Source organism: Stenotrophomonas sp. SMYL41, assembly GCF_036319965.1.
In the GTDB taxonomy this organism is placed as follows: domain Bacteria; phylum Pseudomonadota; class Gammaproteobacteria; order Xanthomonadales; family Xanthomonadaceae; genus Stenotrophomonas; species Stenotrophomonas maltophilia_R.
Genome location: NZ_JAWIRX010000006.1, coordinates 51514 through 74580 on the forward strand (window position 1 = coordinate 51514; position 23067 = coordinate 74580).

General features: G+C 65.0%; 20 protein-coding genes and 3 tRNA genes. 1 reads left to right on the forward strand and 22 read right to left on the reverse strand.

The features are described 5' to 3' along the window. Window positions 1-20 precede the first annotated feature (20 nt). The 22 genes from nusA to V3B30_RS09195 all read right to left on the reverse strand — a co-directional run bounded on the left by nusA (window position 21) and on the right by V3B30_RS09195 (window position 20995). Window positions 21-1532: a transcription termination factor NusA gene (gene nusA, locus V3B30_RS09090; RefSeq protein ID WP_005410449.1), complete on the reverse strand. Its 1512-nt coding sequence runs from the start codon at window positions 1530-1532 to the stop codon at window positions 21-23. 4 nt (window positions 1533-1536) lie between these two features. Next, window positions 1537-2127 (reverse strand): ribosome maturation factor RimP, encoded by a 591-nt coding sequence (gene rimP, locus V3B30_RS09095; protein ID WP_100473464.1) that lies wholly within the window; start codon window positions 2125-2127, stop codon window positions 1537-1539. A gap of 366 nt (window positions 2128-2493) precedes the next feature. Further along, a tRNA-Met gene (locus V3B30_RS09100) sits at window positions 2494-2570 on the reverse strand. Between the two features lie 82 nt (window positions 2571-2652). Next, window positions 2653-2729: transfer RNA gene (locus V3B30_RS09105), tRNA-Met, on the reverse strand. A gap of 127 nt (window positions 2730-2856) precedes the next feature. Beyond that, the gene (gene nuoN, locus V3B30_RS09110; RefSeq protein WP_100473465.1) at window positions 2857-4317 is read right to left on the reverse strand and encodes an NADH-quinone oxidoreductase subunit NuoN; all 1461 of its coding nucleotides are present in this window, start codon (window positions 4315-4317) and stop codon (window positions 2857-2859) included. Between the two features lie 15 nt (window positions 4318-4332). After that, on the reverse strand, window positions 4333-5841 hold the full coding sequence (locus V3B30_RS09115) for an NADH-quinone oxidoreductase subunit M (RefSeq protein ID WP_262082782.1): 1509 nt from the start codon (window positions 5839-5841) through the stop codon (window positions 4333-4335). A 23-nt stretch (window positions 5842-5864) separates the two neighbouring features. Then, on the reverse strand, window positions 5865-8030 hold the full coding sequence (gene nuoL, locus V3B30_RS09120; protein ID WP_100473467.1) for an NADH-quinone oxidoreductase subunit L: 2166 nt from the start codon (window positions 8028-8030) through the stop codon (window positions 5865-5867). 7 nt (window positions 8031-8037) lie between these two features. Continuing rightward, complete coding sequence (gene nuoK / locus V3B30_RS09125; RefSeq protein WP_005410454.1) at window positions 8038-8343, reverse strand: NADH-quinone oxidoreductase subunit NuoK; 306 nt, start codon at window positions 8341-8343, stop codon at window positions 8038-8040. Beyond that, window positions 8340-8996, reverse strand: coding sequence for an NADH-quinone oxidoreductase subunit J (locus V3B30_RS09130; protein WP_100473468.1), 657 nt, complete (start codon window positions 8994-8996; stop codon window positions 8340-8342). The genes nuoK and V3B30_RS09130 overlap by 4 nt, the downstream gene beginning before the upstream one ends. Before the next feature lie 9 nt (window positions 8997-9005). Next, window positions 9006-9494: an NADH-quinone oxidoreductase subunit NuoI gene (gene nuoI, locus V3B30_RS09135; protein WP_005410456.1), complete on the reverse strand. Its 489-nt coding sequence runs from the start codon at window positions 9492-9494 to the stop codon at window positions 9006-9008. 4 nt (window positions 9495-9498) lie between these two features. Continuing rightward, window positions 9499-10593 (reverse strand): NADH-quinone oxidoreductase subunit NuoH, encoded by a 1095-nt coding sequence (gene nuoH, locus V3B30_RS09140; protein ID WP_006458641.1) that lies wholly within the window; start codon window positions 10591-10593, stop codon window positions 9499-9501. Then, the gene (nuoG, locus tag V3B30_RS09145; protein ID WP_262082783.1) at window positions 10590-12824 is read right to left on the reverse strand and encodes an NADH-quinone oxidoreductase subunit NuoG; all 2235 of its coding nucleotides are present in this window, start codon (window positions 12822-12824) and stop codon (window positions 10590-10592) included. The genes nuoH and nuoG overlap by 4 nt, the downstream gene beginning before the upstream one ends. Continuing rightward, window positions 12821-14161, reverse strand: coding sequence for an NADH-quinone oxidoreductase subunit NuoF (nuoF, locus tag V3B30_RS09150; protein ID WP_005410459.1), 1341 nt, complete (start codon window positions 14159-14161; stop codon window positions 12821-12823). The genes nuoG and nuoF overlap by 4 nt, the downstream gene beginning before the upstream one ends. 4 nt (window positions 14162-14165) lie before the next feature. Next, a complete protein-coding gene (gene nuoE / locus V3B30_RS09155) occupies window positions 14166-14693 on the reverse strand; it encodes an NADH-quinone oxidoreductase subunit NuoE (RefSeq protein ID WP_100473470.1) in 528 nt (175 codons plus the stop codon). Window positions 14694-14790: 97 nt separating this feature from the next. Then, the gene (locus tag V3B30_RS09160; protein ID WP_100473471.1) at window positions 14791-16098 is read right to left on the reverse strand and encodes an NADH-quinone oxidoreductase subunit D; all 1308 of its coding nucleotides are present in this window, start codon (window positions 16096-16098) and stop codon (window positions 14791-14793) included. Next, complete coding sequence (locus V3B30_RS09165) at window positions 16095-16844, reverse strand: NADH-quinone oxidoreductase subunit C (protein ID WP_057497499.1); 750 nt, start codon at window positions 16842-16844, stop codon at window positions 16095-16097. The genes V3B30_RS09160 and V3B30_RS09165 overlap by 4 nt, the downstream gene beginning before the upstream one ends. 33 nt (window positions 16845-16877) lie before the next feature. Continuing rightward, window positions 16878-17432 carry an NADH-quinone oxidoreductase subunit B gene (locus V3B30_RS09170; RefSeq protein ID WP_005417936.1) on the reverse strand — a complete coding sequence of 185 codons (555 nt, stop codon included), beginning with the start codon at window positions 17430-17432 and terminating at the stop codon, window positions 16878-16880. After that, window positions 17423-17779 carry an NADH-quinone oxidoreductase subunit A gene (locus V3B30_RS09175; RefSeq protein ID WP_008265012.1) on the reverse strand — a complete coding sequence of 119 codons (357 nt, stop codon included), beginning with the start codon at window positions 17777-17779 and terminating at the stop codon, window positions 17423-17425. The genes V3B30_RS09170 and V3B30_RS09175 overlap by 10 nt, the downstream gene beginning before the upstream one ends. A gap of 111 nt (window positions 17780-17890) precedes the next feature. Next, a tRNA-Leu gene (locus V3B30_RS09180) sits at window positions 17891-17975 on the reverse strand. A 51-nt stretch (window positions 17976-18026) separates the two neighbouring features. Beyond that, window positions 18027-18464, reverse strand: coding sequence for a preprotein translocase subunit SecG (gene secG / locus V3B30_RS09185; protein ID WP_262082784.1), 438 nt, complete (start codon window positions 18462-18464; stop codon window positions 18027-18029). Window positions 18465-18495: 31 nt separating this feature from the next. Next, entirely contained in the window at window positions 18496-19251 is a 756-nt protein-coding gene (gene tpiA / locus V3B30_RS09190; protein ID WP_262082785.1) for a triose-phosphate isomerase, read from the reverse strand. 808 nt (window positions 19252-20059) lie between these two features. Then, complete coding sequence (locus tag V3B30_RS09195) at window positions 20060-20995, reverse strand: 2-oxoglutarate and iron-dependent oxygenase domain-containing protein (protein WP_010483082.1); 936 nt, start codon at window positions 20993-20995, stop codon at window positions 20060-20062. A gap of 194 nt (window positions 20996-21189) precedes the next feature. On the opposite strand from V3B30_RS09195, the gene V3B30_RS09200 reads away from it, so the two are divergent. After that, window positions 21190-23067 carry a sulfatase-like hydrolase/transferase gene (locus V3B30_RS09200; protein WP_262082786.1) on the forward strand — a complete coding sequence of 626 codons (1878 nt, stop codon included), beginning with the start codon at window positions 21190-21192 and terminating at the stop codon, window positions 23065-23067.

Consider the following 23067-nt stretch of genomic DNA (forward strand, 5'->3'; position numbering starts at 1 on the left):
GGGCCCTGTTCATTGCCGGCTCATTCGCCGCGTTCCAGTCGGGCGATCTCCTCGGCACGGGCAGCCAGGATCAGCGCAGCGGCGCGCGCCTGATCCAGCCCTTCGATGCCGAAGTCCATGACCTCGTCGGCGGCCAGGTCGGACAGGTCCTCGCTGGTACGCACGCCGTGGCCGGCCAGCGCATATGCGGTGGCTTCGTCCATGCCCTTCAGGGACAGCAGGTCCTGCGCCGGCTGGCCGTCTTCAAGGCCTTCCTCGACTGCCAGGGCCTCATTGAGCAGCGCATCGCGGGCACGAGCGCGCAACTCTTCGACGATGTCCTCGTCGAAACCTTCCACGGCCAGCAGTTCGCCGACCGGGACATAGGCGATTTCCTCGACGGTGCCGAAGCCTTCGCTGACCAGGATGCCGGCGATTTCCTCGTCCACTTCCAGCTTGTCCATGAACAGCTGGCGGGCCGAAGCCTGCTCGGCCTCCGACTTGGCGGTGACCTGGTCCTGGGTCATCACGTTGAGCTGCCAGCCGGTCAGGCGGCTGGCCAGGCGCACGTTCTGGCCGCCCTTGCCGATCGCCTGGGCCAGGCGGTCTTCAGCAACAGCCAGGTCCATCGAGTGCTTGTCTTCATCGACGATGATCGACTGCACTTCGGCCGGCGCCATCGCGTTGATGACGAAGTTGGCCGGGTTGTCGTTCCACAGCACGATGTCCACGCGCTCGCCATTGAGCTCGTTGGACACGGCCTGCACGCGCGAACCGCGCATGCCGATGCAGGCACCGATCGGATCGGTACGCTGGTCGTGCGCCAGCACTGCGATCTTGGCGCGGTCGCCCGGATCGCGGGCACAGGCCTTGATTTCCACCAGGCCCTGGCCGACTTCCGGCACTTCCAGCTTGAACAGCTCGATCATGAATTCCGGGGCGGCGCGGCTGATGAACAGCTGCGGGCCACGCGGCTCCGAGCGCACTTCGGCCAGGTAGCCACGCACGCGGTCACCGGCGCGCAGCACGTCACGCGGAATGCCCTTGTCCTTCGGAATGAAGCCTTCGGCGTTGCCACCGAGGTCGACATAGATGTTGCCGCGCTCGGCGCGCTTGACCACGCCGGTGATCAGCTCACCCACGCGATCCTTCCACGCATCCACGACCTGCTGGCGCTCGGCTTCGCGCACGCGCTGGACGATGACCTGCTTGGCGGCCTGGGCAGCAATGCGGCCGAAGTCCGGGTTCTCGATCTGCTCTTCGATGTAGTCGCCGACGTCCACGCCTTCGGCTTCATCGACGGCGTCCATCAGGCGGATCTGGCGGTCCGGCGATTCCATGACAACGTCATCGGCCACCACTTCCCAGCGGCGGAAGGTTTCGTAGCTGCCATCCTTATGGTCGATGACCACGCGGGTCAGCACTTCCTCGTCGGGATAGCGCTTCTTCGCTGCCGAGGCCAGGGCGGCCTCGATGGCATCGAAGATCACTTCACGCGGCACGCCCTTCTCGTTGGCGACCGCGTCGACTACCAGCAACAGTTCCTTGCTCATTGGCTCACTCCGCGCGCGGCTTCTTTGCCGCCGGCTCGTTGGAAGAAGAATTCGTGTTCGGCTTCGGACGCTTCGGTGCCGGACCGGTCGGCTTGCTCGGGGCCAGCCCCAGCGCCACCCAGTCGGGCATGATCCGTGCCTTGTCGATGTTGTCGGCCGACACGACCACTTCGGTCTTGTCGACGATGAAGGTGATGGTGCCCGCAACCTCGTCGGTCGCCTCGATACGGCCCTGCAGGCGACGACGATTGTCCTGCGGCAGCTTCAGCGTGACCTTGGCCGACTCACCCTGGTGGCGAGCGAACTGCTCCAGGTTGAACAGCGGCCGGTCCACGCCCGGCGAGGACACTTCCAGCGTGTAATTGCCGCTGATCGGGTCTTCGACGTCCAGCTGCGCCGACACTTCGCGGCTGACCCGCTCGCAGTCGTCGACATTGATGATGCGCTCGGGCTGTTCAGCCAGCGGCACGTCGATGTAAAGGCGCAGGGTCGCACCGCCGGGGGCCGGCAGATACTCAACGCCCAGCAGCTCCAGGCCCAGCGACACAACGGTCGGGGCGAGCAGATTCGCGATGTCGGTTGCCTTGTCGCTCACAGCCTGCCTTGATCTCTTGGTTGGGTGCCGGCCTTGGCCGGCGTGAAAACATGACGCCCCGGAAACGACAAAGGGCCCGCTGGGCCCCTTTTCCGGAAAGACTCCGGTGACTGGATTCCGGTTGCAACCTGCATTGCCTGCCGGTTGCGGCCCTCCTTCCGGGTCTGGACTCCCGCCGGGAGGCCACCTTCAGGGGTATTGCTAGGCCGCTGATGATAGCGACTGCACCGCGCTGGTGCAAGGTGCGGGCCCGGGGTCAGATCCCTTTTCCACGGGAAAAGGGATCTGACCCCGATCACGCAGAAACGACGCAGGCCCCAAAGAAAAACGCCCTCGAAGCAGAACTTCGAAGGCGATCTCTTTACTTGGTAGCGGGGGCAGGATTTGAACCTGCGACCTTCGGGTTATGAGCCCGACGAGCTGCCAGACTGCTCCACCCCGCATCAGAAGCGGAATTATGAGCGATTGCTTCAGAACATGCAAGCCTTCCCTCATTCATCAAACCAGTTGGCGCCGATCTGACGTTGGTAGCGGGGGCAGGATTTGAACCTGCGACCTTCGGGTTATGAGCCCGACGAGCTGCCAGACTGCTCCACCCCGCACCGGAAGTGTTTGAACTGCTGCCCTGCTCTTTCGAGGAGGGCTACCGCAACGATGTTCTGGCTGAACCGCTGCAGTGACAACTCAGGCTGCGCATATTACACGAATCGCGCAGCTTTGTGTCAACTTTTATGCAAGATGCGCAAATGCCTGCTGGCACCAGACCATGATCGGGTTCCAGGCCAGGCCCAGCGCCAGCAGTGCCAGCGCGTTCACGCCCAGCACCAGGCCCAGCACGCGGTCGTTGCCGCGCGGCATGGCTTCGCCCACCGGCTCATCGAAGTACATGACCTTGATGACGCGCAGGTAGTAGAAGCAACCCACCACGGCGCACAGCACGCCGAGGATGGCCAGCCACAGCAGGCCACCGTTGACGGCCGCGCCCAGCACCGCCAGCTTGGTCCAGAAGCCCAGGAACGGCGGGATGCCGGCCAACGACGCCATGATGCACAGCACCAGGCCGGCCATCCACGGGTTGCGGGCATTCAGGCCCTTGAAGTCTTCGATGTTCTCGGCTTCGAAGCCGGCACGCGACAGCGCGATGATCGCGCCGAAGGCGGCGGTGGACATGATGGCGTAGGCCAGTGCGTAGAACAGTGCGGCGGCATAGCCCTGCGAACCGCCGCCGGCGATGCCCATCAGCAGGAAGCCGATGTGCGAGACGGTGGAGAACGCGAGCATGCGCTTGAGGTTGCTCTGCGCGATGGCCATCAGGTTGCCGATGACCAGCGAGACCGCGGCCAGGCCGGCGATCAGCAGCTGCAGTTCGGTCGACAGCGGGCCAACGCCCATTTCCAGCAGGCGGTAGGCCATGCCGAAGGCGGCCAGCTTCGGTGCCGAGCTGATGAACAGTGCGATCGGTGCCGGGGCACCCTGGTACACGTCCGGCAGCCACATGTGGAACGGCGCGGCACCCAGCTTGAAGGCGACACCGGCGATCATGAACACCGCACCGGTGATCAGCAGTACGCGCTCTTCCGAGTGCGGAATGGCCTCGCGGATGACGTCCAGGTGCAGGCTGCCGGTAGCGCCGTAGATCAGCGACATGCCGTACAGCAGCAGGCCCGAGGCCAGCGAACCCAGCACGATGTACTTCATCGCCGCTTCCGAGGCCAGGCCGTTTTCGCGGTTACTGGCGACCAGGGCGTAGGAGCACAGCGCCAGCAGCTCCAGGCCCAGGTAAACCATCAGCAGGCTGCCGGCCGAGACCAGGATCATCATGCCGGCGGTGCCGAACAGGATCAGCACCGGGATCTCGCCCTGGAACAGGTTGCGGTCACGCAGGTAGCGCCAGCCGTAGACCAGGGTCAGGCCGCTGAGCAGCACGATCCCGGTCTTCATCACGTCCGCGGCGGTATCGCGCACGAACATGCCATGGAAGACCTCCCCCTGCCCGCCCACGCCGGTGGCCAGCATGAACAGCACCACGGCCAGCGCAGCGAGCGAGAACAGGTGGGTGACGATCTTGTTCCGGTTGCTGACGAACAGGTCAAGGATCATCAGGGCGAAGGCGCTGCCGATCAGCACCAGCTCGGGAGCGAGCGGTGGCAGGTCGGCGGCGGTCAATGGCAGCAGCGGCGAGGTGGTCATCATCAAATCCTGGAATTACAGCAGCTTGCTGGATGCGATCTGCATCGCCAGCTTCGCGATCGAGGGCTCCATCAGGTCGGTCAGCGGCTTGGGATAGATGCCCAGGGCCAGCACGCCGATGGCGAACACGCCCAGCACCAGCCATTCGCGACCGTTGATGTCCTTCAGTTCGGCAACATGGCTGTTGGCCACTTCACCAAAGAAGATGCGCTTGTACAGCCACAGGGTGTAGGCCGCGCCGATGATCAGGGTGGTGGCCGCGCCCAGCGCGATCCACGGATTACGCTGGAAGGCCGACAGGATGACCATGAACTCGCCGACGAAACCGCTGGTACCCGGCAGGCCCGCATTGGCCATGAAGAACAGCATGGCGAAGGTGGCGAACCACGGCATCACGTTGACCACGCCGCCGTAATCGGCGATGCGGCGGCTGTGCATGCGGTCGTACAGCACGCCGACGCAGGAGAACATGGCGCCGGACACGAAGCCGTGCGAGATCATCTGCACCATGGCACCCTGCAGGCCCAGGCGGGCGGCATCGGCGTTGCCGGCTTCACGCACCAGCCACAGGGCGATGAAGGTACCCAGGGTGACGAAACCCATGTGCGCGATCGACGAATAGGCGATCAGCTTCTTCATGTCGTCCTGCACCAGGGCAACCAGGCCGACGTAGATCACCGCGATCAGCGACAGCGCGATCACCAGCCAGGCCCATTCCTGCGATGCGTCCGGGACGATCGGCAGGTTGAAGCGCAGGAAGCCGTAGCCGCCGATCTTCAGCGCGATGGCGGCCAGGATCACCGAACCGGCGGTCGGCGCTTCCACGTGGGCGTCCGGCAGCCAGGTGTGGACCGGGAACATCGGCACCTTGACCGCGAAGGCGATCAGGAAGGCGAAGAAGATCCAGGTCTGTTCCTTGGCCGACAGCGGCAGCGCGTACAGGTCGGCCAGCTGGAAGCTGCCGCCCTTCATGTACAGGTAGATCAGCGCCACCAGCATCAGCACCGAGCCGAGGAAGGTGTACAGGAAGAACTTCAGCGCAGCGTAGATGCGGCGCGGGCCGCCCCAGACACCGATGATCAGGAACATCGGGATCAGCATCGCTTCGAAGAACACGTAGAACAGCATCGCGTCCGTCGCGGCGAAGATGCCGACGGTGACGCCTTCCAGGATCAGGAAGGCGGCCACGTACTGGTTCACGCGCTTGTCGATGGCACTCCAGGCACCGATCAGGGCAAGCACGCTGACCAGCGTGGTCAGCAGGATCAGCGCCACGGCAATGCCGTCCACGCCCAGGTTGTAGCCGATCTTGTACGCCGGGATCCAGGCATGGGTCTCGACGAACTGCAGACCGTCGATGCCCGCGTTGTAGCCGCTCAGCAGCGAGAGGCACGCCACGAAGGTCAGCACCGCTACGCCCAGCGACGCCCAGCGGGCGGTCTGCGCATCACGGATCGCAAGGATCAGGGCACCACCGATGATCGGCAGCCAGATGAGGACACTGAGTAGAGGCCAGTTCGACACGTCTTCTTATTCCGTACAGGTCATCAACGCAGGTAATGCATCAGCACGCCCAGCAGGGCAATCAGGCCGATGATCATCGCGAAGGCGTAGTGATAGAGGAAACCGGATTGGGTACGACGCAGCACGCCGGCTGCGACGTCCACAACACGTGCCGAGAGATTGACCACGCCGTCGACGATGTTGCTGTCGATCCAGCGCGAGACCTTGCCCAGCTTGACGCTGCCACCGGCAAAGCCATCGATCCACAGCTTGTCGAAGCCGTACTTGTTTTCCAGCACCGACACCAGCGGGGCGAAGGTCTTGCGCGCCTTGCCCGACAGGTCCGGCTTCCACAGGTAGAACAGTGCAGCCAGCAGGAAGCCCGCAACGGTCAGGAAGAACGCAGGCGCCATCATGCCGTGCAGCGCGAACGCGACCGGGCCGTGGAACTCTTCGCCCAGGAAGCCGATGGTGTTCTTGGCCGGATCATAGAAATCGACGATGCCGGTGAAGAACGTATGCGCCTGGCCCTTGATGGCGTCGTGCGCGTGGTGGCCGGCCCAGTCGGTGCCGTACAGCATCGGACCGATGCTGAAGAAACCGATGGCGATCGACGGGATGGCCAGCAGGATCAGCGGCAGGGTCACCACCCACGGGGTTTCGTGCGGCTCATGCGGACCGTGGCCATGGCCGTGGTCGTCGTGGGCATCGCCGTGGTGGGCGTCGGCGGCGTGGTGATCGTCATGACCGTGGCCATGGGCATGATCATCATGCGCGTCGCGGAAGCGTTCCTTGCCATGGAAGGTCAGGAACAGCAGGCGGAAGCTGTAGAAGCTGGTAACGATCACGCCACCCAGCACCGCCCAGTAGCCGTAGGTGGCCACCCAGTTGTTGGACAGGTGCGCGTGCAGCTCGGCCGCCTCGATGATGGTGTCCTTCGAGTAGAAGCCGGAGAAGAACGGCGTACCGACCAGCGCCAGGGTACCGATCCACATGGTGATGAAGGTGATCGGCATGTACTTGCGCAGGCCGCCCATCTTGCGCATGTCCTGCTCGTGGTGCATCGCGATGATGACCGAGCCGGCGCCCAGGAACAGCAGCGCCTTGAAGAAGGCGTGGGTCATCAGGTGGAACACGGCGGCCGAATAGGCCGACACGCCCAGGGCGACGGTCATGTAGCCCAGCTGCGACAGCGTGGAGTACGCAACGACGCGCTTGATGTCGTTCTGCACGATGCCGATCAGGCCGGTGAAGAACGCGGTGGTGGCACCGATGAACAGCACGAAGTTCAGCGCAGTCTGCGACAGCTCGAACAGCGGCGACATGCGGGTAACCATGAAGATACCGGCGGTCACCATCGTCGCGGCATGGATCAGTGCCGAGATCGGGGTCGGGCCTTCCATCGAGTCCGGCAGCCACACGTGCAGCGGAACCTGGGCCGACTTGCCCATGGCACCGATGAACAGGCAGATGCAGATGACGGTGGCGATCGACCAGATCACCGGCTCGTTCAGCAGCTGCATGCCCAGGATCGTGCCGTCCCAGATCTGCAGCTGGGCGCGCGGATCAGCCAGCAGGCCGGCCTGCGAGAACACCTGCGCGTAGTCCAGGGTGCCGAACACCCACAGCACGCCGGCGATGCCCAGCAGGAAGCCGAAGTCACCGACGCGGTTGACCAGGAACGCCTTCATGTTGGCGAAGATCGCGGTCGGGCGCTTGAACCAGAAGCCGATCAGCAGGTACGACACCAGGCCCACCGCTTCCCAGCCGAAGAACAGCTGCAGGAAGTTGTTGCTCATCACCAGGGTGAGCATCGAGAAGGTGAACAGCGAGATGTAGCTGAAGAACCGCTGGTAGCCCGGATCGTCCTGCATGTAGCCGATCGTGTAGATGTGGACCAGCAGCGACACGAAGGTCACCACCACCATCATCATCGCGGTCAGCTTGTCGACCATGAAGCCGACGTGGGCCGAATACTGGCCAACCTCGAAGAACGTGTAGATGTTCTGGTTGAACGGCTGCGCGCCGCCCCACATCAGCTGGTAGAACGTGTACATCGACAGGCCGCAGGCAACCGCGACGCCGAGGATGGTGAGGGTCTGCGCGCCGAAGCGCTTGACCTGGCGACCGAACAGGCCGGCGATGATGCTGCCGAACAGCGGTGCAAGCACCACTGCGATCAACAGACTCTTGGAGAGAGTGATTTCCATCTGTGGATCAGCCCTTCAACGAATCGACTTCGCCGACATTGATCGTGCGGCGGGTACGGAACAGGGTCACCAGGATCGCCAGGCCGATGGCGGCTTCCGCGGCGGCGACGGTCAGGATGAAGAACACGAACAGCTGGCCGGACGGATCGCCCAGCTGACGCGAGAAGCCGACGAAATTGATGTTCACCGACAGCAGCATCAGCTCGATCGACATAAGCAGGACGATGACGTTCTTCCGGTTGAGGAAGATGCCGGCCAGGCTGATGGCGAACAGCACCGCGCCAAGCGCAAGCATGTGGCCAAGGGTAATCACGGCTGGGTCTCCTCGCCGGCGGCCGGCTTGCTGTTGCTGTGCACGACCGGTGCTTCGGCGCCCATCTTCACCATGCGCAGGCGCTGGCCCGCCTTGACCATGGTCTGCTGGCCCGGGTTCTGGCTCTTCACGCCGGTACGGCGACGCAGGGTCAGCATCACGGCGGCAACCACGGCCACGGTCAGGATGACGGCGGCGAACTCGAACGGCAGCAGGTACTCGGTGAACAGCGTGCGCGCCAGCCAGGTGACGTTGGAGCTGTCGGCGGCGACCGCAGCGGCGTTGTCGGCCGGGAACGGCGTGACCGAGCGGGCCTTGACGCCGATCAGGATCAGCATCTGCACCAGCATCGCCACCGCGACGATGAGGCCGACCGGCAGGTAGCGCACCCAACCCTCACGCAGCTTGCTGGGGTCAATGTCCAGCATCATCACCACGAACAGGAACAGCACCATCACCGCGCCGACGTAGACCAGCACCAGGGCCACGCCGAGGAACTCGGCGCCCACCAGCAGCCACACGCAGGCGATGGAGAAGAAGGTCAGCACCAGGCAGAGCACGGCGTGAACCGGGTTGCGCACGCTGATCACCGCACCGGCCGAAACCGTTGCCGCGATGGCGAACACCCAGAAAGCGATATTTACCCAATCCATCTCTCGACCTCAGCGGTAAGCGGCATCGGCGGCGCGACGCTCGGCGATCTCGTTTTCGAGACGGTCGCCCAGGGCCAGCAGCTGCGGCTTGGTAACGATGTTTTCGCCACGATTCTCGAAGTGGTACTCGAGGATGTGGGTTTCGACGATCGAGTCCACCGGGCAGCTTTCTTCGCAGAAGCCGCAGAAGATGCACTTGAACAGGTCGATGTCGTAGCGCGTGGTACGGCGGGTGCCGTCTTCGCGCTTGGCCGAGTCGATGGTGATGGCCAGCGCCGGGCACACCGCCTCGCACAGCTTGCAGGCGATGCAGCGCTCTTCACCGTTGGGGTAACGGCGCAGGGCGTGCAGGCCACGGAAGCGCGGCGACTGCGGGAACTTCTCCATCGGGTACATCATCGTGTACTTCGGCTTGAAGCTGTACTTCAGCGTCAGCCAGAGACCGGCCAGCAGTTCGAGCAGCAGCAGGCTCTTGAAGTAATGGGTAATCCTGTTCATCACTTTAGACGCCCTTTTGAATCACGCCGAAGAACACCATGACGGCGGTAACCGCGATCCACAGAATGGCCAGCGGGATGAAAACCTTCCAGCCCAGGCGCATGATCTGGTCATAGCGGAAGCGCGGGAAGCTGGCACGGAACCAGATGTAGGCACTGGCGAAGAAGAACACCTTGACGAACAGCCACGGCGCACCACCCTTCCAGATCCAGTCGACCAGCGGCGAGACGTCGCCGAAGTTGACCCAGCCCTGGACCGGGCTCAGCCAGCCACCGAGGAAGAAGATCGAGATCAGGAAGCTGATCAGGATCATGTTCGCGTATTCGGCCAGGAAGAACAGGGCGAACGCACCGCCCGAGTATTCGACCATGTGGCCGGCGACGATTTCCGATTCGCCTTCCACCACGTCGAACGGCGCGCGGTTGGTTTCAGCCACGCCCGACACCCAGTAGATGACGAACAGCGGGAACAGCGGCAGCAGGAACCAGTCGAAGAAGCCGGAGCTGCCGGCCTGCGCCATCACGATGTTGCTCAGGTTCAGGCTGCCCGACGCGATCATCACGCCGACCAGGGCGAAGCCCATGGCGATTTCGTAGCTGATCATCTGCGCCGAGGCGCGCATCGCACCCAGGAACGCATACTTCGAGTTGGACGCCCAACCGGCCAGGATGATGCCGTAGATGCCCAGCGAGGTCATCGCCAGCAGGTACAGCAGGCCGGCGTTGGCGTTGGACAGCACGATCTGCGAATCGAAGGGCACCACCGACCAGGCCGCGAAGGCCGGGGCCAGGGTGATCAGCGGGGCCAGCAGGTAGATCGCCTTGTTGGCGCTGCTCGGCTGGACCACTTCCTTGAACAGCAGCTTGAAGACGTCGGCGAAGGCCTGGAAGATGCCCATGCCCACGTACATCGGGCCGTGGCGGACGTGCATCCAGCCGATCAGCTTGCGCTCCCAGACCACGTAGAAGGCCACCGAGATGATCACCGGAACGGTGATCACCAGGATCTTCAGGATGATCCAGATCAGCGCGCCGATGTCACCGAGGCCAAGCAGCCACTGGTGCAGCGGGTCGACCGCGTTCAACAGCAATTCGTTCATGCAGCCACCACCGTTACGCGAGCGGCACCCAGCGGCGCGGTCGCGCCGTGGCCCGATTCAATCCAGACCGAACCCGCAGCGACGCGGGCATCGACCACCACCGGCAGGGTGGCCTTGCCGGCATCGGTGCCGACCTTGGCCATCTGCCCTTCCTGCAGCTGCAGGCGAGCGGCATCTTCAGCGTTCAGCACGATGCACGGGGCGTTGTTGAGCGGATGCGACTGCAGCGCCGGGGCGCGGCGGACCACCGCATCGGTGCGGTAGATCGCGGCGGTCGAAGCCACTTCCAGGCCTTCGCCGGCAACCACCGGCTGCGCCGAAGCGGCAACGGTGACCGACACCGACGCCAGGCTGGCGCGCAGGCCGGCCAGGTCGGTGAAGTCGAAACCGGCCACGGCCAGCTCGCCGCCCAGAGCACGCAGCACGCGCCAGCCTTCACGGGCCTCGCCCGGCAGCTTGCCACCGGCACGCGCCGACTGCTCGCGGCCATCGAGGTTGGTCAGGGTGGCGTCGATTTCCGGCAGTGCACCGATCGGCAGGATCACGTCGGCGACGTCGCGGGTCGAGGTGCAGGCGAACTGGCTGAACGCCACCACCTGGGCACCGGCCAGCGCCTTGCGCGCGGCGGGTGCATCGGCGAAGTCCAGGCCCGGCTCCAGGCCGTACACCACGTAGGCCTGGCGCGGCTGCGCCAGCATCGCGGCGACGTCCTTGCCGGCCGGCAGCACACCGGCGCGGGTCAGGCCAACGGCGTTGGCGCCCTGCGGGATGCGGCACAGCTTGGCACCGGTGGCGGCGGCGAAGTCACGCGCGGCGGCGCGGATCGCGGCAGCCTGCGGGTGGTTTTCGGCGATGCCACCAACGATCAGCACGGTGTTGTTGCCGCCCTGCACCGCCGAACGCAGCTCGGCGTTGGCCAGTGCGTCGACGAACTTCGACGGCGCAACGATCTGCTTGCCGGCAATGCTGAAGGCGAAGTCGAAGTCCACCGGGTTGACGACGTGGATCTTCGCGCCGTTGGTGGTCTGCGCCTTGCGCAGGCGGGCGTGCAGCAGCGGCAGTTCGTGGCGGATGTTGCTGCCCAGAACGACGATGCGGTCGGCGCCTTCGATCTCGGCCACCGGCAGGCCGAATACTTCGGCGGTTGCAGCGTCGGAGAAATCGCGGTTGTTGATGCGGTGGTCGATGTTGCTCGAGCCCAGTCCCTTGGCCAGGCGGGCCAGCAGCGCGCCCTCCTCGTTCGAGGTCGACGGGTGCACCAGCACGCCCAGGTTGTCGCCCTGGTTGGCCTTGAGGATCTCGGCGGCCGCGGCCAGGCCTTCGGCCCAGCTCACTTCCTTCCACTCGCCATTGACCTTGCGCAGCGGCTTGACCGCACGGTCTTCGCTGTACAGGCCCTGGTGCGAGTAGCGGTCACGGTCGGACAGCCAGCACTCGTTCACCGCTTCGTTGTCGCGCGGCACGGTGCGCAGCACTTCGCCGCGACGCACGTGCAGGAACAGGTTCGAACCCATCGCGTCGTGGTAGCCCAGCGACTCGCGCGCGGTCAGCTCCCACGGGCGGGCGCGGAACTGGAACACCTTGTTGGTCAGCGCGCCAACCGGGCAGACGTCGACGACGTTGCCGGACAGCTCGGTGGTCAGCGGCTTGCCGTCGAAGGTACCGATCTGCAGGTTCTCACCGCGGTACATGCCACCCAGCTCGTAGGTACCGGCAACGTCGGCGGTGAAGCGGACGCAGCGGGTGCACTGGATGCAGCGGGTCATTTCGGTGGCAACCAGCGGGCCCATGTCCTCGTCCGGCACCACGCGCTTGCGCTCGTTGAAGCGGCTGACCGAACGGCCATAGCCCAGCGACACGTCCTGCAGTTCGCACTCGCCGCCCTGGTCGCAGATCGGGCAGTCCAGCGGATGGTTGATGAGCAGGAACTCCATCACCGAGCGCTGGAACTTCAGCGCCTTCTCACTGCGGGTGGCGACCTTCATGCCGTCCATCACCGGGGTGGCGCAGGCCGGCGCCGGCTTCGGCGACTTCTCCACGTCCACCAGGCACATGCGGCAGTTGGCGGCGATCGGCAGCTTCTCGTGGTAGCAGAAGCGCGGAATCGAAATGCCGGCCTTGTCGGCCGCCTGGATGATCATCGAACCCTTGGGCACGACCAGCGACTTGCCATCGATTTCGATGGTCACGTGATCCGGTGGCACGTTCGGGTTTACGGGTTGCGCGCTCATGCGGCGGCTGCCTCCACCTTCTTGCCGTCAACCATCGAATGACCGTTGACGATGTAATACTCGAATTCGTCCCAGAACTGGCGCAGGAAGCCCTGGATGGGCCATGCAGCCGCTTCACCGAACGCACAGATGGTGTGGCCTTCGATCTGGCCGGCCACCGCCTTCAGCTGGTGCAGGTCTTCCATCGTGGCCTTGCCGGCGACGATGCGCTCCAGCACGCGGTGCATCCAGCCGGTGCCTTCACGGCACGGGGTGCACTGGCCGCACGATTCTTTGTGGAAGAACTGGCTGATGCGGCAGGCGAACTTGACGCAGCAGACGCTGTCGTCGAGCACCACGATCGCACCCGAACCCAGGCCGGAGCCCAGCGCACGGATGGTGTCGTAGTCCATCGGCAGATCCTTCAGCTCGGCCGCGGTCAGCACCGGCATCGACACGCCGCCCGGGATCGCACCCTTCAGCGTGCGGCCCGGACGCAGGCCACCGGCCATTTCCAGCAGGTCGTGGAATTTGGTGCCGAGCGGCACTTCGAAGTTGCCGCCGTTCTGCACGCAGCCGGACACCGAGAAGCACTTCGGGCCGCCGTTGGCGGTCAGGCTCAGGCCCTTGAACCACTCCGGACCGTTGCGGATGATCGCCGGCACCGAACCGTAGGTTTCGGTGTTGTTGATCGTCGACGGCTTGCCATAGAGGCCAAAGTTGGCCGGGAACGGCGGCTTGTAGCGCGGCTGGCCCTTCTTGCCTTCCAGCGATTCCATCAGCGCGGTTTCTTCGCCGCAGATGTACGCGCCGGCGCCCAGCGCACCGTAAATGTCGATGTCCACGCCCGAGCCCATCACGTTCTTGCCCAGCCAGCCATTTGCATAGGCGTCGGCCAGGGCCTGCTCGAAGTGCTCGAACGGCTCGTGGTGGAACTCACCGCGCAGGTAGTTGTACCCCACGGTCGAACCGGTGGCGTAGCAGGCGATTGCCATGCCTTCCACCACCGAATGCGGGTTGTAGCGCAGGATGTCGCGATCCTTGCAGGTGCCCGGCTCGGATTCGTCCGAGTTGCAGAGGATGTACTTCTGCATGTTGCCCTTGGGCATGAAGGACCACTTCAGGCCGGTCGGGAAGCCTGCGCCACCGCGGCCACGCAGGCCCGAGGCCTTGACCATCTCGATGACCTGCTCCGGCGGGATCTTCTCTTCGAGGATCTTGCGCAGGGCGGCGTAGCCACCGGTCTTCAGGTAGCTTTCGTACGACCACGGGGTGTCGTAATGCAGGGTGGTGTAGACCACCTGGTGCGGCAGCGGCGCGGGGCCGACCGGACCCTTGGATTCGTGGTGATGTGCCATGCCCTTACTCCAGCCCGTCCAGCAGCTCGTCGACCTTTTCCAGGGTCAGACGCTCATGGTAGTGACCGTTGATGACCATCATCGGCGCGCCGCCGCAGCCGGCCAGGCACTCTTCCTCGCGCTTGAGGTAGACGCGGCCGTCCGGGGTCGATTCACCGTGCTTGATGCCCAGCTTCTTCTCGCAATGGCGGACGATGTCCTCGGCGCCATTGAGCCAGCAGCTGATGTTGGTGCAGATGGCCACGTTGTTGCGGCCCACCTTCTCGGTCTCGAACATCGAGTAGAAGCTGGCGACCTCGTATGCCCACACCGGCGGCAGGTCGAGGTACTTGGCCACGGCGGCGATCAGCTCGTCGGTCAGCCAGCCCTCGTTCTGCTCCTGGGCCGCGTGCAGGCCCTGCAGCACGGCAGAGCGCTTGCGGTCCGGCGGGAACTTGGACAGCCAGTGATCGATGTGAGCGCGGGTCTTGTCGCTCAGCACCACCATCGGGTCGACGTCGCGCGCCGCCTCGAAATTACCTGTCGCCTTCATCGGCCGACCTCAGCGAAATGCATAACGTGAAATTGCAGAAACTGCGGCGCCGGCTTGCGCCGGCTGCCTGCAGCGGGCGTTGGCGTGGCGGACGGCATTACCGGTCAACCTCGCCGAACACCAGGTCGTAGGTACCGATCATCGCCACCACGTCGGCCAGCATGTGGCCGCGCACGATCGAATCGATCGAGGACAGGTGGGCGAAGCCCGGTGCGCGCAGGTGCACGCGGAAGGGCTTGTTGGCGCCATCGGAGACCAGGTAGCAGCCGAACTCGCCCTTGGGCGCTTCCACTGCCGCGTAGGTTTCACCGGCCGGCACGCAGTAGCCTTCGCTGAACAGCTTGAAGTGGTGGATCAGCGCTTCCATGTCGTCCTTCATGTCCTCGCGCTTGGGCGGAGCGACCTTGAAGTTCTTGACCATGACCGGGCCGGGGTTGGCCTTCAGCCACGCCACGCACTGCTTGATGATGCGGTTGGACTCGCGCATTTCGGCGACGCGGACCAGGTAGCGGTCGTAGCAGTCGCCTTCCTTGCCCAGCGGGATGTCGAAATCGACGGCATCGTACTTGGCGTACGGACGCTTCTTGCGCAGGTCCCAGGCAACGCCCGAGCCGCGCAGCATCACGCCGGTCATGCCCCACTGGTGGGCCAGTTCCGGACTCACCACACCGATGCCGACGGTACGCTGCTTCCAGATACGGTTGTCGGTCAGCAGGGTTTCGTATTCGTCGATGCGCTTGGGGAACTCGACGGTGAAGTTCTCCAGGAAGTCCAGCAGCGAGCCTTCGCGCGCAGCATTGAGCTGCTTCAACGCCTTGCCCTTGTGCCAGCGCGACTCCTTGTACTTCGGCATGTGGTCCGGCAGGTCGCGGTAGACACCGCCCGGACGGTAGTACGCCGCGTGCATGCGCGCGCCGGAGACCGCTTCATAGCAGTCCATCAGCTCTTCGCGCTCGCGGAAGGCATACAGCATCACCGCCATCGCACCCAGGTCGAGCGCGTTGGAGCCCAGCCACATCAGGTGGTTGAGGATGCGGGTGATTTCGTCGTACATGGTGCGGATGTACTGCGCACGCTCCGGCGCCTCGATGCCCATCAGGGTCTCGATCGCGCGCACGTAGGCGTGCTCGTTGCACATCATCGACACGTAATCCAGGCGATCCATGTAGCCGATCGACTGGTTGAACGGCTTGGACTCGGCCAGCTTTTCGGTACCACGGTGCAGCAGACCCACGTGCGGGTCGGCGCGCATGATGGTTTCGCCGTCCATTTCCAGGATCAGGCGCAGCACACCGTGAGCGGCCGGATGCTGCGGGCCGAAGTTCATGGTGTAGTTGCGGATTTCCTGCCGGCTTTCAGCGGCGTTGCTGGCGAACGCTTCGCCGGCCTGGTGTACGTGGCTCACTTCACTGCCTCCTGCGCGCGCTCACCTTCTGCGGTCTGCAGACGGGCGTCGTCGCGGATCACGCGCGGCACGCCGACACGCGGCTCCACCGAGGTGACCGGTTCATAGATCACGCGCTTCTTTTCTTCGTCGTAGCGGACTTCGACATTGCCGATCAGCGGGAAGTCCTTGCGGAACGGATGACCGACGAAACCGTAGTCGGTCAGGATCCGGCGCAGGTCCGGGTGGCCTTCGAAGATCACGCCGTACAGGTCGAACGCTTCGCGCTCGAACCAGTTCAGGCCCGGCCAGATGCCGGTCAGCGAGGACACCACCGGCAGCGCTTCGTCAGGGGCGAAGCAGCGCAGGTGCATCATCAGGTTGTGCTGGTACGAGCGCAGCTGGGCGACCACGGCGAAACGCTGGGTCGGCATGTGCTGCGGGCGGGCACCATCGGCGCCGTTCTCCTCGGTGGGGAACTCACCCCACGCGAAGCGGCCCTGGGCCTTGCCTTCGACGCCACGGCTGAAGCCCTGCGAGGACACATCGGCGGTATCCCATTCGTCGGAGCCATAACCAAGGTAGTCGACGCCGCAGAGATCCACGGCCTGCTCGAAACCAAACTCGTCACGCAGCGCCAGGGCGGTGGCGTGCCACTCGGCGGCAGGCACTTCCAGCGTCACTTCGCCGCGGGGTTCGACCACGATGACCTTCGCACCAGCGAAACGTACGGAGAGTCGGTCGATGAAGGATGCTTGCTCTGCCATGGGGGCTTGGCGCGCTCTTGTCAGGTGAAGGGGTCAGCGGGCGATGGTCTGTGTACGCCAGATCTTCTTCTGCAGCTGCAGGATCCCGTACACCAGCGCCTCGGCGGTCGGCGGGCAGCCCGGGACGTAGACGTCCACCGGCACCACGCGATCACAGCCGCGCACCACAGAATAGGAATAGTGGTAATAGCCGCCGCCGTTGGCGCAGCTACCCATCGAGATGACCCACTTCGGGTCCGGCATCTGGTCGTAGACCTTGCGCAGCGCCGGGGCCATCTTGTTGACCAGGGTGCCGGCGACGATCATCACGTCGGACTGACGCGGCGACGGGCGGAACACCACACCGTAGCGGTCAAGGTCCAGGCGCGCGGCGCCGGCGTGCATCATCTCGACCGCGCAGCAGGCCAGACCGAAGGTCATCGGCCACATCGAGCCGGTGCGCGCCCAGTTCAGCAGTGCGTCGACGCTGGTGGTGACGAAGCCCTTTTCCAGCAGCGGGTTGTCGCCTTCCGGCCGCAGGATGTCATCAACCCGGCCTTCCGGCGACGGGTTGTTCATGAGGCCATCGAGAGTCTGAATCACTCCCATTCCAGCGCTCCCTTCTTCCAGACGTAAATGAAACCGAGGAACAGCATGCCGACGAACAGGCCCATGGTGATGAGCGAACGCGCGCCCAGCTCCATGAAGACCTGGGTCCAGGGCACGATGAAGATGATTTCCAGGTCGAAGACGATGAACTGGATCGCGATCAGGTAGTAGCGCACGTCGAACTTCATGCGCGCGTCTTCGAAGGCCTCGAAGCCGCACTCGTACGGCGACAGCTTTTCCAGATCGGGGCGGCGGGGACCGAGGAATCGACCAACCAGCATCAGCGTAATACCGATACCGGTGGCAACGATCAGAAACAGCAGAGACGGCAAATATTCGGCCAGCACAGCGATTCTCTCTTGCCTCTGCCGCCGCGCCTGCAGGCGCTTTGGCATGGGGGAGTGGACGGGAATCTGCCTGGCGCCTTGCGCGCCAGACGAACCCGCTTTACTTACAAATGGTGCCCAAGAGGGGACTCGAACCCCTACGACTTGCGTCGCTACCACCTCAAGGTAGTGCGTCTACCAATTCCGCCACCTGGGCAAACGATCACATCAGACTATGTTCCCGATGCGCCGCGTATTGTAACCGGCTTCAGTCTTTCTGGGAGCCTTCCGAAGGCTTTTCTTCACCAGAAACCGAAGATTCCGCCTGAGCCGGCACAATCGCGGCCGGAACCGGGGCGGCCGGGACCGCATCGGCCTTCGGAACGGCCGGCAGTTCGCCCGCCGGAGCCGCCGGAGCGACTGCCGCCGGGGCGGACATCAGGCCCAGATCCTGGTCGGCCGCCGGGCGGCTGCCATGGCCGGCATACCAGGCCATGAAGAGGCTGATGCCGAAGAACACGACAGCCAGCCACTTGGTCGACTTGGACAGGAAGTTCGAGGCACCGCGCGCACCGAACACCGTACCCGAGGCACCGGCACCAAAGCCCGAACCCGCCGCCGCCCCCGAGCCACGCTGCATCAGGATCAGCGCGATCATGGCCACAGCGACCAGCACGTAGACGACATTGAGGATCAACATCAGCATTGGAAACCGCCCTCGGACAAAACTTCTAGGATTAGTTCGCGGCCGCCGCCCGTGCGATGGCCAGGAAGTCCGCGGCCACCAGGGAGGCGCCGCCGACCAGCCCACCATCGACATCCGGCTGCGCGAACAGTTCCCCGGCATTGTCGGGCTTCACGCTACCGCCGTAAACAATGGGCAGTGAATCAGCGATTCTAGCATCGATACGCGCGACTTCGCCACGGATGAACGCGTGCACCTGCTGCGCCTGCTCCTTGCTGGCGGTACGGCCGGTGCCGATGGCCCAGACCGGCTCGTAGGCGACCACAGCCTTGGCGAATCCGGCCGCGCCAACCCGCTCCAGCACCGGCGCCAGCTGGCTGGCGATGACCGCTTCGGTCTGCCCGGCCTCGCGCTGCTCCAGGGTCTCGCCCACGCACAACACCGGCACCAGGCCGGCATGCTGGGCGGCGGCGAACTTGCGCGCGACCAGCTCGCTGCTTTCATGGTGGTACTGGCGGCGCTCGGAGTGGCCGACCAGGCCATAGCGGGCCCCGACCTCGACCAGCATGGCCGCACAGACCTCACCGGTGTAGGCGCCCTTCTCATTACTGCTCACGTCCTGCGCGCCGAAGGCCAGGCCGGTCTCACCGAAGTCCTCGACCAGCTCGCCCAGGTACGGCAGCGGTGGCAGGATCACCACGTCCACCCCCTCCAGCGGCAGCCCGCCGGCCACCTGCCCCAGCAGTTCATTGGCGAATTGACGGCTGCCATGCAGCTTCCAGTTTCCGGCGACGATCTTGCGGCGCATGAGCGGGTGGCTCCTGTGTGAAGTCAGCCGGTCATGATACCCGTTGCGGCAAAAATCCGTTTCCGTGTAAGCGTTTACATGGATTTTCAGCCAACGGCGCCGCCCCTCGTGGCGGGGGCGCAGAGAGCCCGGTTGGATTTGGGGCGTGGCCGGGCGAGTGGGACTGCGCAGGGGGCGCTGCAAGTCCCCCTCCGGGGCCCGGCCCAGCCGCTGGCGGCTGTGCGTTCGGGCGCTTGGGAAGCAGTGCTTCGCAAGCAAAGCGCCCTCACCCATGTAAGCTCGGTCGCCGCTTGCTCGTGTGCGCTGTCCTGCACACACGAGCAAGACCGGGGTTGGGCGTCCTGCCCAACCCGCCCGGCCTCTGACACATTCCGGCGGTTCCGCCCGCCACGGAAAGAAAAAAGAAGAGCAAGGGCAAAAGCAGAAGCAGGAGCAGCACTCCGGTCGACCGCCGGTGTCAGATCCCTTTTCCGCAGGAAAAGGGATCTGACACCTACCCCACTTCGATCTGACAGATGTGTCGACCAAGGTCGACACCTACCAGAAGCCGCCCGTACCCACCGTCACCGGGAGACTGCCGAAGGCGGGGGGGGGGGGGGGGGGGGGGGGGGGGGGGGGGGGGGGGGGGGGCGCGCCCCCCCCCCCGCGGGGGGGGGGGGGGGGGCCCCCCCCCGCCCCCCCCCCCCCCCCCCGCCTCCCCCCGCAACACCCCAGAGCCGCTTTGGCCTTGGCTTTGGCTTTGGCCTCGGCGGGTGCCGGGCGCAGCCCTGAAAAGAAAAAGGCCGCCTTTCGGCGGCCTCACTTTTCTTTACTTCAGCTTGATCTCGCGCAGGCGTTCCTCGAGGAAGCCGTGGGCGGTGATCGCCTCCGGGTACCGGCTCGGGTTCTCCGGGGTGATGCAGGACGGCAGCACGTCGATCAGGAAGTCCGGGTTCGGGTGCAGGAAGAACGGCACCGAGTAGCGCGGCTGGCGGGCCAGCTCACCCGGGGGATTGACCACGCGGTGGATGGTCGACGGATACACGTGGTTGGTCAGGCGCTGCAGCATGTCGCCGATGTTGACCACGATGGTGTCCGCATCTGACGTAAACGGCACCCACTCGCCTTCATGCGACTGCACTTCCAGGCCCGCGGCGCTGGCGCCGACCAGCAGGGTGATGAAGTTGATGTCGCCGTGGGCACCGGCACGCACGTTCGGGATATCGTCGGTGGTGATCGGCGGGTAGTGGATCGGGCGCAGGATCGAGTTGCCGAAGTTGGTCTTGTCGGCGAAGAAGTCCTCCGGCAGGCCGATGTGCAGGGCCAGCGCGGACAGTACGCGAGAGCCCAGATTGTCCAGTGCCTGATACAGGCCGTACCCGCGCTCGCGGAAACCTTCGACCTCGGTCGGCCACAGGTTCGGTGCCATCACGTCCCGGTACTTGGAGTCATCGGCGATTTCACGACCGATATGCCAGAACTCCTTCAGGTCGAAATGCTTGGAGCCCTTGGCGGTCTCCACGCCGAACGGAGTGTAGCCGCGGGCCCCGCCACTGCCGGCCACGTGGTACTTGCGCTTGACCTCTTCCGGCAGTGCGAAGAAGGCCTTGAAGGCGTCGTAGGCCGCGTCGATGTCGGCCTGCGGGATGCCGTGGTTACGGATGCCCGCGAATCCCCATTGGCGGTAGGCCGCGCCCAGCTCGGCCACGAAGGCCTCGCGGTCGCTGTCGAAACGGGTGATGTCGAGGGTGGGGATCTGGCTCACAGCGGTTCCTGGCTTGTCGTTGGGTCTGAGGGGGCCAACGCATTCATGGCCCGCCTGAACATTGTGACAGATCGCCCGGGGGACGCCACTCGATACAAGGATACAAACCGATACAATGCGCGACCCGCGCGCGTCGTAACGCTTTCGTCACGCAGGCGCTCCCTTGTCTCCGCGCTCCCTGAACCCGACCCGCCATGCCCGCAGCTTCCCCTGCCGCCCCCGCCACTGAAGGTTCCACCCGGCGCTGGCGCCGACTGGCCTGGTGGTCGCTGTTCATCGCCGGCAACGCGGTACTGGCCGCAGCGATCGCGCTGGGCAACGTGCCGCTGCGTGACAATCCGGGCGGCGGCGCCGGCCTGGCCTACCTGGCGATTGCCCTGCCCGGCCACCTGCTCGCGTTCGGTGCGCTGGCCGGCCTGCTGCCGTTGCTGCTGGGCCTGTGGCCGCGCAGCGCGCGCACGCTGAGCGTCAGTGCTGTACTGCTGCAGGGCCTGTGGCTGTGCCTGCTGCTGGTCGACGCCAAGGTCTTCACCCTGTACCGCTTCCACCTCAACGCCATGGTCGTGAACATGGTGTTCGGCGGCGCCCTGCACGACCAGGTCGCCCTGTCCTGGAAGACCTGGCTGCAGGTCGCGCTGCTGGTCGCTGCGGTCTTCACCGCCGAAGGCCTGCTGGCCTGGGCCTGCTGGAAACTGCTGCCGGCCGCGCCGCGCCGGCGACGGGTACTGCAGGCCTGGGCGATGGTCGCGCTGCTGATGGGTGGCGGCCAGGTCGCCACGGCCTACTACGACGCCCGCGGCGACCGCGATGTGATCGCGCAGTGGAATTACCTGCCGTGGGCACAGCCGATCACCGCCAAGAGCTTCATGCGGCGCCTGGGCGTGGTCAGCCAGCAGCAGGCCGGCCTGCCCGACCCGCGCCATGCGCAGCTGCTGTACCCGCTGCATCCGCTGCGCTGCCAGAGCCCCCATCGCCCCAACGTGCTGATGGTGGTGCTGGAATCGCTGCGCCAGGACGTGCTGACACCGCAGCTGATGCCCAATACGTCGGCGCTGGCGCAGGACGCGCGCGTGTTCGACCATCATTTCAGCACCGGCAATGCCACCCGCTACGGCCTGTTCGGACTGCTCTACGGCCTGCCCGGTGGTTACTGGCCAAGCATGCTTGACGAGCAGCGTGGGTCGCAGCTGTTCCAGGTGCTGGGCCAGCAGGGCTACGACCTGCACCTGTACGGCAGCGCGCCGCTGTACAGCCCGGAATTCGATCGCACCGTCTTCGCCGATGTGCGCGACCAGCTGCACCAGGGGCCATCGGCGCTGAAGTCCGACGGCCGCGACCGCGCGATCATCAGTGCACTGCAGCAGGACATCCGCGCCAGCCAGGCCGCGCAGCGCCCGTGGTTCGGCTTCGTGTTCCTCGATTCTACCCACGCGCCCTACCACATGCCCGCCGGCTACCCGCCAGTGGCGACGCCGATGGCCGCCGACATCGACTTCCTCAAATTCGGCCCGGAGCATGACCCGGCGCCGGAACTCAACCGCTACCGCACCGCTGTGCACTATGCCGACAGCCTGATCGGCACGCTGCTGGACGATCTGCGCGCACAGGGCCTGGCGGAAGACACCATCGTGCTGGTCACCGGTGACCATGCCGAAGAGTTCAACGACCTCAAGCTGAATTACTGGGGCCACAACGGCAACTTCTCCGATTACCAGCTGCAGGTTCCGTTCGTGCTGCGCTGGCCGGGCAAGGCCGCGGGTCACGACGCACGCACCAGCTCGCACGAAGACTGGGTGCCGACACTGATGCGCCACGCACTGGGATGCGAGAACGCACCGAGTGATTACAGCACCGGCCAGGATCTGCTGGCCGAGCCGCAGGGCCAGCGCGCCCTGGTGGTGGAAAGCTGGTCGCAGCGCGCGATTCGCCATGGCGACGCCATCTACGTGTTCGACAAGTTCGGCAACGCCACCGCTCTGGGCCTGGACTATCGCCCGCTGCCGCAGCAGGCGCCCGATGCAGCCGCCGTACGCACTGCATGGGAAGCACTGACCCGCTTCCGCAACCGCTGA